Origin of the sequence: Mycobacterium sp. (assembly GCF_049281135.1) — a bacterium.
GTDB lineage: Bacteria > Actinomycetota > Actinomycetes > Mycobacteriales > Mycobacteriaceae > Mycobacterium.
This window is the reverse complement of record NZ_JBAPRN010000746.1, coordinates 1-11433: the sequence shown is the minus strand read 5'-3', so window position 1 is coordinate 11433 and position 11433 is coordinate 1. Positions and strand designations below refer to the sequence as shown.

Here is an 11433-nt window from a genome sequence, read left to right as displayed (position 1 = left end):
CTCCTAGCGCATGCTGCACAACAGCGACGGGTGACGGCACGGCAGGCGAATCGTGAGCCGACTAGTGCAACCTGAGGCGCATCCTTCCGTGGTGGAGAAGTTGTCGCGGCTCGATCAGCTCCTGCCGGTGTGGATCGGCATCGCGATGGCAGTCGGCTTACTGCTCGGGCGACTCGTTCCTGGGCTCAATGTTGCTCTGAATCATGTTCAGGTTGAGGGGATCTCACTGCCCATCGCGCTCGGTCTGCTGGTGATGATGTATCCGGTGCTGGCCAAGGTTCGTTATGACCGGCTGGACACCGTGACCGGCGACCGCAAACTGCTGGCAAGCTCACTCGTGCTCAACTGGTTAGTCGGCCCCGCGTTGATGTTCGCGTTGGCATGGCTGCTGCTGCCCGATCTCCCCGACTACCGCACCGGCCTGATCATCGTCGGTCTGGCCCGCTGCATCGCGATGGTGATCATCTGGAACGACCTTGCCTGCGGTGACCGCGAGGCCGCGGCAGTGCTGGTCGCGCTCAACTCCATCTTCCAGGTGGTCATGTTCGCCGCACTGGGCTGGTTCTACCTGTCGGTGCTCCCCGGTTGGCTCGGCCTGCAACAGAGCGCCATCAACACCTCGCCGTGGCAGATCGCCAAATCCGTGCTCGTCTTCCTCGGCATTCCCCTGCTTGCCGGCTATCTCACCCGACGCTTCGGCGAGAACGCCAAAGGGCGCGACTGGTACGAGTCGACCTTCCTGCCCAGAATCGGACCGTGGGCGTTGTACGGCCTGCTGTTCACCATCGTCATTCTCTTTGCGCTGCAGGGACATCAGATCACCAGCCGCCCTCTCGACGTGCTCCGCATCGCGGTGCCACTGCTGGCCTACTTCGCCGTCATGTGGGGTGGTGGCTACCTGCTGGGCACAATCCTCGGTCTGGGATACCCACGCACCACCACCCTCGCGTTCACCGCTGCGGGCAACAACTTCGAATTAGCCATCGCCGTGTCCATTGCCACCTACGGTGCCGCCTCGGGACAGGCGCTCGCCGGCGTCGTGGGCCCGCTCATCGAAGTGCCGGTGCTCGTCGCCCTGGTCTACGTATCACTGGCCCTGAGAGGACGATTCGCTCCTGCCGCCCACGAAAGCCTTGCCTGATGTCCGGCGTCAAGCCCGCCGTGCTGTTCCTCTGCACCCAGAATGCGGGCCGCTCCCAAATGGCTATGGGATTCTTCAAACACCTCGCGGGTGACCGGGCCGATGTCTACTCCGGCGGGTCTGAACCTGCCGGCGAACTCCACGCCGCCGTCGTCGCAGCGATGGCCGAGAAGCGTATTGACATCACCATCGAACAACCGAAGCGGTGGACCATGGACATGCTCCAAACCGTGGATGTGGTGGTCACCATGGGGTGCGGTGACTCCTGCCCGGTCCTGCCGGGGCGCCGCTACGAGGAATGGGTTCTCGCCGACCCGGCCGGCCAACCGCTCGAGGCGATACGACCAATTCGCGACGAGATCGAACAGCGGGTACGCACACTGCTCGACCAATTAGCACTGAGTGCCGAGCCCGGCGAATGACGCTCTAGGCTCGGCACTCAGACTTTCGGGCACGGTCTCGGTCCGTGGAAACCGTGGCACCACAACGAGTTAGCCCGCGTGCGGCCCCATCATCTCGGGCCCCATTGCACCCGGCTTCATGTCACCTGGCTTCATGTCGCCCATCTTCATGTCGGCGCAGCAGTCCTTCTGTTCGTGGGACATCGCCGCGTGGCCCATGTGCATGTGCATGTGCTCGCTCCAGTTCAAGAAGAAGCCGGAGAAGAAAATAGCGCCGACGACGAACAGTCCGCCGGCGACGATGCCCACCCATGCCAGCGCCTGGTTCAGGCGGCTAGGCCTGGTCGGTTGTGTGGTGCCCGGATCGTCAGTTGTATCGGCCATGGTGAACCTCTCTGTGTTGGACTAACGACGGCCATGCTACCCCACCCTGGGTGGGGTGGGGTGAGGTAAGCTGGGAGTCGTTCAGCCCGGCACGGGGTTGGTACGCGCCGCTGGAAGGAAACGGTGATGTCAGAGGAGTTGACGGCCAAAAAGCGTTCCGCGCTCAACCGGCTCAAAACAGTCCGTGGCCATCTCGACGGGATCATCCGAATGCTGGAATCCGACGCGTACTGCGTGGACGTGATGAAGCAGATTTCTGCGGTGCAGTCGGCGTTGGAGCGCACCAACCGGGTGATGCTGCACAACCACCTGGAAACCTGCTTTTCGGAGGCCGTCGTCGGCGGGCAGGGCGAAAGGGCCATAGCCGAACTGGTGGACGCACTCAAGTTCAGTCCCGCCCTGACTGGCCCAGATAATTGCCTGAACGGCACGACAACCGGCGAGGCTGTGAAAGTCGGTAGCTCGTAGCGGCGCTGTAGACGCGTCTTTTTCAGCTGCCGGATTGGCGGTCCGGCTTAGGCAGTACCTCACGCCCGACGTTGCGGGCCAACGTCGCTGCCGGAAAGCCCACATAGCCAGTCAGGTGATAGACCACCTCTTCGAGCTCTTCGGCGGTCAGCCCGTTGCGCAACGCAATCGGGAAGTGAAACTTCAATTCCTCTCCCGCACGCAGCGCGATGAGCGCCCCGAGTGTGACGAGGCTGCGGGAGCGGCGATCCAGCCCGGGTCGTGTCCACAGCGCACCGAAGACATGCTCGAGAGTCAGTTCGCCGAGTTCGCCCGCGAAGCCATCGTCGCGCATGCTGGTGACGTCGTCGGGGATCAGGCCGGGCAGCGGGTCTTTGAAGACTGCGAGGCCATCGGTGCGGGCGTCGGTCATGAGTTGTCGCCTTTCGGTGCCAGGGGTTCGCGGGAGATTTGGTAATCCAAGTAGGCATCCCAGTTTTCGACGCGGCGACGTAGCTCGTCGGTGACTTGGGGATGGGTCGGGACGAAGAAGCGGTTCTGCAGGATCGCGTCGGCAACCAGTTCGCCGACGCGTGCGGCGTCGAACAATTCGAACTGCTCGCCCGGTGTACGCAGGGCCGCGCCGCCGCCGAATGTCGGCATGTTCGATGCGATGTTCGTCAGTACGGGTCCTGGGCAGAGCAGGGTGACGCCAATGTTCTTGGGACGCAGATAAAGAGCGAGTCCTTCGCTGATCTGGACGATTGCGGCTTTGCTGGCCGCGTAGGGCATGCGGTCGTACGAGTAGGTGAACAAGCCGGCGAACGATGCGGTGTTGACGATATGGCCGCTGCCCTGGTCGAGCAGCATCGGGACGAAAGTGGCGTTACTGCGCACCACCGACATCAGGTTGATGTTGAGAATTCGCTCCCACTCGATCGCTGGGATGTCTTGCGGTAGGCCATTAGTCAGCACACCGACGTTGTTGACCACGATGTCGACCTTGCCGAACCGCTCCACTGCGGTGTCTCGGATGCCGTCGAAAGCTTTTGCGTCGCCGATGTCTGTGGTTCGGGGGGCGACGTTCACGCCAAGCTCCCGCAGGTCGGCAACCACCGCCGCGACCCCGTCGGCATTGATGTCAACGGCAACGATCTGCGTTCCCCGGCGGCCCAGCGAGTGCGCGATCGCGCGACCGATCCCACTGGCCGCACCGGTGATGACGGCGACCTTGCCTTCGAGAGTGTCCATGCGTTGTCAGCCCGTCGACTACCGGCAGATGCAATCGGGGCAAACGATACGCCGGGGCTGAAAGCTATCGGTTAGATGCTCGCGATCGACTTGCCTGCGAGTCCGTACATCGCCTCCGCCGGCACAGGTGCGATGCCGAGCTCGGCGGCGACGGTGTCGATGGCCTGTTGCGCCATGTCGAGATCAGCCGTCCGGCCGGGGACGAAGTACGGCCCGACATAGTCTTCGTAGTAGTGTTGCGCTTCCTCGCGCGTGAGTCGGTCCAAGAACCAGGCAACGTAATCGACTGCTCTGCTTGGTTTTTCGACGAGCAATTGCAGTGCGCGCTCATTGGCACGCGCCAGGGCCTGCAAGGCGGGGCTGTCCAGCGGAATGTGGGTGGGGTCGACCACCACGCCCACAGTGGGAATCTGGAAATGGTCGCCGACCCAGGCCAGCACATGGAATCCCTCTTCTGCCGCCACCTGTTCGGGCGAAAGGGTGCTGCCGACGTAGGCGGCGTCGATTGATCCGTCCCGCAGCCGTCGCAGATCCATCTGATAGTCACCGGGATGCCCGACGATGCATTCCAGGTCTTTGTCGGGGTCCAGACCGTGCTTGCGCAGGACGATCCGGGCGAATGTACCCGGAGGATCGGACGGTCCGTGCACGGCTAACCGTCGCCCGCGCAGATCCGCCATGCACTTCACCTCAGCGTTCCCGAGAAACCAGAACAGCGGGTGATCGGTGCTGAAGCTGACCGCGGTCCACTCGATCCCGTCTTTGAGCCGCGACACCAGGGTCCTGCCCAGGCCGATCACCGCGCCCCGACGTAGACGCTCGGCCGGCCAGCTCACCCCGTCGCGGATGGCGACGTGGACACCCTCGTCTTCGAAGTAACCCTCTTGGTCGGCCACATGGGCGACCAATTCCTCGTGCAGGCCTCGCCCGACGTAGGCGAGATCGATTGTCTCCACGGCCGACAACCCCTTTCGTCAATCCATCGCCAGGCCGCCGTTGACCTCCACGCAATGTCCGGTGATGAAACCCGAATCCTCGCTGGCGACAAAGGCGATTGTCTGCGCCACCTCGTCGGGGGTGACGAGGCGGCCCATGGGGTTACTGGCGCCAAGACGGCGTACGTCGTCGGAGGCCAAGAGCTTGTCGGACGTGGCGCCGGCCACCGTTGCCGGCGAAACAAGGTTGGCGGTGATCCCGTGCGGCGCCACCTCCAATGCCACATAGCGGACGAACTGGTCCATCGCGGCCTTGGCAGTTCCGAGGTTGATCATGCCCGCACGCGGTCGGCGCGACAGTATCGTGGTCATATAGATCAGTCGGCCAAAACCACGCGAGATCATCCCCGGCACAACAGCTTTGGTCACAAGAAATGCGGCATGCAGTTCGCGGTCCAGCTTGCCGCCCAGCTGCTCCCAACTCAGATCGGCGAACGATACGACGTCGTATGGGATCAAAGCGTTGTGCACCAGCACGTCGACGCCCCCCCAGTGCCGTTCGGTCTCGGCGAACATTGCCGCGACGTCGTCGGGGTCGGTGACATCGGCCCGAATCGCCGACGCCTCTCCGCCGGACGCTTTCACCGCGCCGACCACCTCGTCTGCTTCCTCGGCGCTGGAGCGGTAGTTGACCACTACCCGGTATCTCTTCTCCGCAAGAAGCACAGCAGTCGCCGCACCAATGCCTCGACTGGCGCCGGTGATCACCGCGACACGATCCATCGGCCTCTCCTCCGCCACTTCAGGTCACGTGGGCCTGGGGATGAAACCCGGCACGCCGGTCTGCACTACCGAGTTGAATCGGATGTTCGTGGTGATGTGGTCGCGCATCTCGCGCATGGCGTCGTCGGGTAGCGGGGATATCTGATAGTTCTCCGAAATGCGTTGAGGTTTGGTTGAGGTGGTCAGGAAAGCGCTGCCGCGCTGCGCCGCCCACGAAAGGGCCACCTGAGCCGGCGACATCTGCAAACGCTTCGCGATGTCGGTAATCACTTTGTCTTCCAGGAGGTTTGGCTGCATGCCGTGCCCCAAAGGAGCGAACGCCAGTAACACAATCCCGTTGTCGCGGCAGAAGTCGAGCAGTTCCCATTCGGGTAGGTACGGGTGCGATTCGACCTGCACGACCGCCGGCTTGATCCGCGCCACGGCGACGAGTTCGTGCAGCATATCCAGCGAGACGTCCGACAAGCCGATGGCCCCGCAGGCACCGTCGTCGACGAGCTGCTCGAGGGCCTGCCATGTCTGAGCTAACGTGACCCCCTCGTCGTAGATCACATTGCCGTGCTCGTCCCGAGGATCCTGATCGTCGCCGGGCGCGAACGCGTACGGCGTGTGGATCAGATAGCAGTCGGCGTGGTCGACCTGCAATCGGCGGCAACTCGCTTCGTACGCGGGCCGGACCCGCTCGGGACGGTGATTGCTGTTCCACAGCTTTGTGGTGACGAACACGTCCTCCCGCGCAATCGTCCCTTCGTCGAACGCTTCGCGCAGAGCTTCACCCACCGCCTGTTCATTTCGGTAGCGCTCCGCGCAGTCGAAATGTCGATAGCCCGCTTCCAGCGCTGTGCTGGTGGCCTGCTTGGTCGCCTCGAGATCCGGAATCAAGGTGCCGAACCCGACGACCGGGATCGCACCCGATCCATTGGTGAGCGCAATACGAGACTGACGGAGCGCTTCGGATGCAGTCATGCTGAAACCTCCGTAAGCACCCGGGGGCGGGTGACGATGGTCCGATGATGCCACTGCGTGTCGCCGGGGAGCCCTTCGCTGAGAAATCTTTACGCGAATATCCGTGTTCGTTCAGCCGGAACGGGTCACTGCGTTCGGCTGAACAACGACTTCCGAACGTTCAATAGCGTGTAACGCTTTCACAGAAACTTCAAAATCTTGGCCCAGTAATAACAAGCGGACTTACGCGTGGCTCGAATGGACCATAATCGGCTCGTGGAGCGACGCCGTAACGTCCAGACGAGTCTTTCGCCGATAGCCACCCTCAAGCAGTTGCCTGCTCTGGTTGTGCTGGAGCGGATTCCGGTTCCAGTGCTCGCGATCGCGAACGACGGCGCGGTGGTGTTCGCCAATTCCGCGTTCTCCGAAATGGTCGGTCGGGACCCCGCCGACGTGGCGTCGCTGAAGTTCGACGAGATCTTCCACCTCCCACTTACCGCGGACTCCGCGGTCACGGTCGTGCAATCCATGGCGAACGAGGTAGTCGAGTTGGCCCACCTGGACGGGTCGAGTGTGCGCGCGCTGATGAGCAGGTCGGCGCTGATCCGCGCCGATGACGACATAGCGCTCGCGACGTTTCAAGACTTGACCGAGCAGCTGTGGCTTGACGAGCGCTAGCCGCTTCGGTTGTCCTGAATCTCCAGTGGAGAGACGGCCTTGATCGCCAGACCCGTGCGACGCTTCAAGAATTGCGCGAAGTAATCGATCTTGTCGGGTTGCACGATTCCGCGCAGCACCGTCGACAAGGCTTTCTGGTAGTCACCGAGCAGTACCGCCGGGTCGTCCAGGTTGCTGGCCTGACGCAGCCCCATATAAATGGACACCAGCAAGCGTCCGATGTCTTGTGGATCGCCGCGGTCGACGATGTCGCCCTCACGGATTCCGCGTCCGGCGATCTCGCCGAGCATTTCGATCCACCCGCCGAGCAGCCGCTCCTGCAGCTTCTCGGTGCGACCGACCGATTCGAGAAGGTTGAAAGCCGCCCGCGAGATGTCTTCGGTCATGTCGGCCATGGCGATCAGGAACGAGACGTCGATGAGAGTTTCCAGCCCGGACAGCTTGCGGGTGAACAACTCCTGGAACGCGGCGCCGGACCTGACGGTCTGCTCGTCGACGATCGCCAACGCCAGCGCATGCTTGGAGCGGAAGTGGAAGTACATCGCGCCCTTGGTCAGCTGCGCCTCGGCCAGAATGTCGTCGAGACCGACGGCGTAATACGGACGCTGGGCGAACTGGTGCGCCGCGGCTCGCAGGATTTGCTCGCGCGTCGTATCGGAACGCCTGTCGGTTGCTTCGCTCATATTTGTTGTCAGATCGTCGTCGCGGATAGGGCCTGGCTGTCGGCCAGGAACGGCATTGGCATCCAGCGCGACGAGAGTAGCGACTCCATCGCGTGGCTGGGCAGCGGGCGAGACAACAGGTAACCCTGCGCTCGGTGGCAACCGTGTCGCATCAGGGTCAATGCGGCGGCCGGGGTTTCCACACCCTCGGCCACCAGCTGCAGGTCGAACGCTTCGGCCAGGCCGATGATCGCCCGGACGATCGCCAGGTCGCGGCTACTGGTGCCCAGGTCGCGAACGAAGGACGTGTCGATCTTGAGTGTGTCGACCGGCAGCGACTTCAGATGCGACAGAACGGCATAACCGGTGCCGAAGTCGTCGATGGCGATCTGGACGCCGACTTCCTTCAGCGCCTCGAGGGTCTTGCGAGTGGTGTCGATGTCACGAACCACGGCGCGTTCGGTGATCTCCAGACACACCGAGCCACCGTCGATGCCGAATTCGTCGATGGTCTCGGCGACGCTGCTGACGAAGCCTCGGCTGACCAGTTGGGCGGGGGACACATTGAGCCGCAACGTGGTGTTCTGCCCGACGCCGCGCGAACGCCACCGGCTGAACTCCCCGATCGCGGTTCGCATGACCCAACGGCCCAACTCCCCGCCCAGGTTTGCGGATTCGGCGACGCCGATGAACGACTCGGGCAGTAGCAGTCCCCAGGTCGGATGCCGCCACCGGACGAGCGCTTCGACGGCCACAATCGCGCCGGTCCACAGGTCGACCTCGGGCAGATAGTGCAGCAGCAGCGCATCGTTGTCGATCTCGCCCCGCAGGTGGAGCTCGATGTCGTTGCGGAAAAGCCGCTGCAGCGATATGTCATCGCTGGAGACCGCGACGTGGTTACCACCGGCTCGCTTGGCCGTCAGGACGGCTTCGTCCGCGCGATGCAGAAGGTCGCTGGTGTTGTCGCGGCCCGGTATGCCCACTGCGACACCGACGCTGACGGTGCGGGTGATCATGTGACCGCCGAGGGACATCCGATCGCGCAATTCCGCGCACAGTTCCTCGGCGGTCTTCTCCGCTACCTCGATCGACATCGACCGATCGGGCACGACGACGAACTCGTCTCCGCCGAGGCGGGCGGTCATGCTTTTGGCGCCGGCCTTCATCTGTAGCTGTTCGGCGAATGTCCGGATGAACCAGTCGCCGGCAGTGTGGCCGAGATAGTCGTTGATCGACTTCAGCCGGTCCAGGTCGAGATACAACACCGGGACGGGGCCAGGTTGACCTGCCGCCAGGCGTTCGGACAGATGCGCCATCAGCGCGCGGCGGTTGTGCAGGCCGGTCAGATCGTCGTGTTCGGCGAGGTTGCGAAGCTTCTCCTCGGCAGCGATACGGGCCTGGAGCTGCGCCAGCAGGGATGCGACCGTCTGGATGGTGTTGAGCTCATCGGGCCGCCATTTCTTGCGACGAAATTTCACGCAGACCAGCTGGCCGGTGGTCACGCCCCCCGAGATCAAGGGCGCTGCCGCAGCCGACGGCGCGGTGATCTTGCCGGGTTCGACGCCCCACCGCTCCTGTGAGGCCGCTATCCAGCGCGCGCAAACCGGGTCGGAGGGCTCCAGTCTGATCACCGTCAGTTTCTTGCCGTGCTCGCACAACGAGAGAACCGGGTCGGCGCTACTGAAGTGGGCAACCGCCGCCGAGTCGGGGACTGAGGGGTCGCGTCGGGGCGGCCATATCGCGACCAATTTCGACACCCGGATCTTGTGGTCGTTGTGGCGTAGGAAGGCGCCATCGATGTCGAGATGCTCGACGAGTTCGGCGAGCACCTGCTCATTGACCTCGGCAACCGTCGACGCCGTCGTCTCCATCAGTCTGGTGGCGACGCGGGTGACCAGGTTGCGTGGCAAGGTCTCCTCCGATGTGGGGCGTAACTCGGGTGCCGCGTCAGAGTCTGGTCTGGCGTACTAAGCGTCTGTTCGAATTGAGGGGCGCAGCAGTTCGGCGAAGTATATACGCCGAGCATGCGCAACGTCGCTGTTAGCGACACGCGGTACGTCATGTTGGAAAATGCCCGCCAAGATCGATGGTTTTAGGACTTCCACTATGGGTTCGACGGTGGAATGTCTGGCAGTTCGGCTCGCATCGACCAGTTAAATAAACTGCTTGATTTAGCTCATTCCCCGGTGTTCACTGAGTCGGTGACCGCAGCCAGAGTCCTGCGTAACGATCGGTCCACCGGTACGCGAGAAGCGATCTTGTCCGCCGCTGAGCGGTTGTTCGCCGAGCGCGGAATGTATGCGGTGTCGAACCGGCAGATCAGCGAAGCGGCCGGCCAAGGCAACAACGCGGCGGCGTGCTACCACTTCGGCACCAGGACCGATCTGCTGCGCGCGATCGAAAGCAAGCACCGAGTGCCCATCGAGGAACTCCGTGCCCAGATGCTGGCTGGTATCGAGAGCTCGACGGAGCTGCGGGACTGGGTGGGCACGCTGGTGCGCCCGCTCACCGATCACCTGACCGCGCTGGGCAACCCGAGTTGGTATGCGCGCTTCGCCGCGCTGGCGATGGCTGACCCGACCTATCGGCAAGTCGTGACCAAGGACGCACTCGGGTCGCCGGTGCTCGTCCAGGCGATCGACGGTATCAACCGCTGCCTGCCCGATCTGCCGAAGCGGGTTCGCTTCGAGCGGATGGTGATGGCCCGGAACCTGTTGATGCACACGTGTGCTGAGCATGAAGGTGAGCTCGCCGAACACGGACCGCGCTCGCGGTCCAGCTGGCCGATCGCGGCCGAAGGGCTGATCGACGCGATCGTCGGCCTCTGGCAATCGCCGGTTCACCGCGCGCAGGCCTCGCTACCGCACTGATCTGAGTTCGCGATTGGAGAAGGAGCCTATGTCTGACACCTTGACTGGACATCCCGTTGCCTCGAACATTCCGGACTATCCGATGGCCCGCGCCGCGGGTTGCCCATTGGCCCCCGCTCCGGTCGCGTTGGAACTCAACGCCGTCAAACCCCTTAGCCGAGTCCGAATTTGGGATGGCAGCACGCCGTGGCTGATCACCGGCTACGACGCGATCCGCTCGTTGTTCAGCGACTCGCGGGCCAGTGTCGACGACCGCAAGCCAGGTTATCCACACTGGAACGAAGGCATGTTGGCCACCGTCGACAAGCGTCCCCGCTCGGTTTTCACCGCAGATGCCGAGGAGCACACCACGTTTCGGCGCATGCTGTCCAAGCCGTTCACCTTCAAGCGGGTCGAGGGCTTGCGTCCCGCTGTCCAGAAGATCACCGACGACCACATCAACGCGATACTGGCGGGCCCGCAGCCGGCCGATCTGGTCGACGCGCTGGCACTGCCGGTCCCGTCGCTGGTGATCAGTCAGCTCCTGGGCGTGCCTTATTCGGATGCGGAGTTCTTCCAGGAGCAGGCCAGTCGAGGCATGGGCCGCTACGCGAGCGCCGAGGAGTCTGCCGAAGGAGCGACCGCACTCGCCAGATACATCGCCAAGCTGGTCCGCGCCAAAATGGAGAACCCGACCGAAGATCTGGTGGGTGACCTCGCCGAGCGGGTCAACGCCGAAGAGCTCAGTGTCCGGGAAGCGGCGCAGTTGGCCACCGGCGTTCTGATCGCCGGACACGAGACCACAGCCAACATGATCAGCCTGGCGATCGTTGCGCTGCTGGAGCACCCCGACCAGTTGGCACTGCTACGCGAAACCGACGATCAGAAGGTGATCGCCGTGGGCGTCGAAGAATTGATGCGCTACCTCAGCATCATTCAGACTGGGCAGCGTCGAAT

Annotated in this window: 12 protein-coding genes and 1 pseudogene; 5 read left to right on the top strand and 8 right to left on the bottom strand. The window is 63.2% G+C overall.

What is annotated here, in order from left to right:
- The first annotated feature begins 52 nt into the window (after window positions 1–52).
- Window positions 53–1563 (top strand): annotated as a pseudogene (gene arsB / locus WAN02_RS29735) (ACR3 family arsenite efflux transporter).
- A gap of 69 nt (window positions 1564–1632) precedes the next feature.
- Here arsB and WAN02_RS29730 read toward each other — a convergent pair.
- A complete protein-coding gene (locus WAN02_RS29730) occupies window positions 1633–1926 on the bottom strand; it encodes a hypothetical protein (protein ID WP_422268972.1) in 294 nt (97 codons plus the stop codon).
- Between the two features lie 126 nt (window positions 1927–2052).
- Here WAN02_RS29730 and WAN02_RS29725 point away from each other — a divergent pair, with 126 nt between their 5' ends.
- Window positions 2053–2394, top strand: coding sequence for a metal-sensitive transcriptional regulator (locus WAN02_RS29725; protein WP_422268971.1), 342 nt, complete (start codon window positions 2053–2055; stop codon window positions 2392–2394).
- A gap of 22 nt (window positions 2395–2416) precedes the next feature.
- Here WAN02_RS29725 and WAN02_RS29720 read toward each other — a convergent pair whose 3' ends face one another.
- The 5 genes from WAN02_RS29720 to WAN02_RS29700 all read right to left on the bottom strand — a co-directional run bounded on the left by WAN02_RS29720 (window position 2417) and on the right by WAN02_RS29700 (window position 6308).
- Window positions 2417–2806 carry a carboxymuconolactone decarboxylase family protein gene (locus tag WAN02_RS29720; protein ID WP_422268970.1) on the bottom strand — a complete coding sequence of 130 codons (390 nt, stop codon included), beginning with the start codon at window positions 2804–2806 and terminating at the stop codon, window positions 2417–2419.
- Complete coding sequence (locus WAN02_RS29715; RefSeq protein ID WP_422268969.1) at window positions 2803–3624, bottom strand: SDR family oxidoreductase; 822 nt, start codon at window positions 3622–3624, stop codon at window positions 2803–2805. Before WAN02_RS29715 ends, WAN02_RS29720 begins: the two co-directional genes overlap by 4 nt.
- A 71-nt stretch (window positions 3625–3695) precedes the next feature.
- Window positions 3696–4580 carry an ABC transporter substrate-binding protein gene (locus tag WAN02_RS29710; RefSeq protein ID WP_422268968.1) on the bottom strand — a complete coding sequence of 295 codons (885 nt, stop codon included), beginning with the start codon at window positions 4578–4580 and terminating at the stop codon, window positions 3696–3698.
- 18 nt (window positions 4581–4598) lie between these two features.
- Window positions 4599–5342 (bottom strand): SDR family NAD(P)-dependent oxidoreductase, encoded by a 744-nt coding sequence (locus WAN02_RS29705; RefSeq protein ID WP_422268967.1) that lies wholly within the window; start codon window positions 5340–5342, stop codon window positions 4599–4601.
- A gap of 24 nt (window positions 5343–5366) precedes the next feature.
- Window positions 5367–6308: an aldo/keto reductase gene (locus WAN02_RS29700; RefSeq protein WP_422268966.1), complete on the bottom strand. Its 942-nt coding sequence runs from the start codon at window positions 6306–6308 to the stop codon at window positions 5367–5369.
- Between the two features lie 294 nt (window positions 6309–6602).
- Between WAN02_RS29700 and WAN02_RS29695 the strand changes: the two genes are divergently transcribed.
- Window positions 6603–6965 carry a PAS domain-containing protein gene (locus WAN02_RS29695; protein ID WP_422268973.1) on the top strand — a complete coding sequence of 121 codons (363 nt, stop codon included), beginning with the start codon at window positions 6603–6605 and terminating at the stop codon, window positions 6963–6965.
- Here WAN02_RS29695 and WAN02_RS29690 read toward each other — a convergent pair.
- On the bottom strand, window positions 6962–7648 hold the full coding sequence (locus tag WAN02_RS29690) for a TetR family transcriptional regulator (protein ID WP_422268965.1): 687 nt from the start codon (window positions 7646–7648) through the stop codon (window positions 6962–6964). The two genes, WAN02_RS29695 and WAN02_RS29690, sit on opposite strands and share 4 nt — an antisense overlap.
- Window positions 7649–7656: 8 nt before the next feature.
- Window positions 7657–9537 carry a bifunctional diguanylate cyclase/phosphodiesterase gene (locus tag WAN02_RS29685; RefSeq protein WP_422268964.1) on the bottom strand — a complete coding sequence of 627 codons (1881 nt, stop codon included), beginning with the start codon at window positions 9535–9537 and terminating at the stop codon, window positions 7657–7659.
- Window positions 9538–9813: 276 nt separating this feature from the next.
- Between WAN02_RS29685 and WAN02_RS29680 the strand changes: the two genes are divergently transcribed.
- Window positions 9814–10497, top strand: a complete 684-nt coding sequence (locus tag WAN02_RS29680) for a TetR family transcriptional regulator (protein ID WP_422268963.1) — start codon at window positions 9814–9816, stop codon at window positions 10495–10497.
- Between the two features lie 28 nt (window positions 10498–10525).
- Window positions 10526–11433, top strand: a 908-nt coding sequence (locus WAN02_RS29675; RefSeq protein WP_422268962.1) for a cytochrome P450, incomplete at its 3' end; no start/stop codon positions are given.

What these genes read in the sequence shown, in the direction of transcription:
- WAN02_RS29705 (WP_422268967.1), bottom strand. Translation starts at nt 5,342, where the DNA reads ATGGATCGTGTCGCGGTGATCACCGGCGCCAGTCGAGGCATTGGTGCG.
- WAN02_RS29730 (WP_422268972.1), bottom strand. Translation starts at nt 1,926, where the DNA reads ATGGCCGATACAACTGACGATCCGGGCACCACACAACCGACCAGGCCT.
- WAN02_RS29720 (WP_422268970.1), bottom strand. Translation starts at nt 2,806, where the DNA reads ATGACCGACGCCCGCACCGATGGCCTCGCAGTCTTCAAAGACCCGCTG.
- WAN02_RS29700 (WP_422268966.1), bottom strand. Translation starts at nt 6,308, where the DNA reads ATGACTGCATCCGAAGCGCTCCGTCAGTCTCGTATTGCGCTCACCAAT.
- WAN02_RS29715 (WP_422268969.1), bottom strand. Translation starts at nt 3,624, where the DNA reads ATGGACACTCTCGAAGGCAAGGTCGCCGTCATCACCGGTGCGGCCAGT.
- WAN02_RS29725 (WP_422268971.1), top strand. Translation starts at nt 2,053, where the DNA reads ATGTCAGAGGAGTTGACGGCCAAAAAGCGTTCCGCGCTCAACCGGCTC.
- WAN02_RS29690 (WP_422268965.1), bottom strand. Translation starts at nt 7,648, where the DNA reads ATGAGCGAAGCAACCGACAGGCGTTCCGATACGACGCGCGAGCAAATC.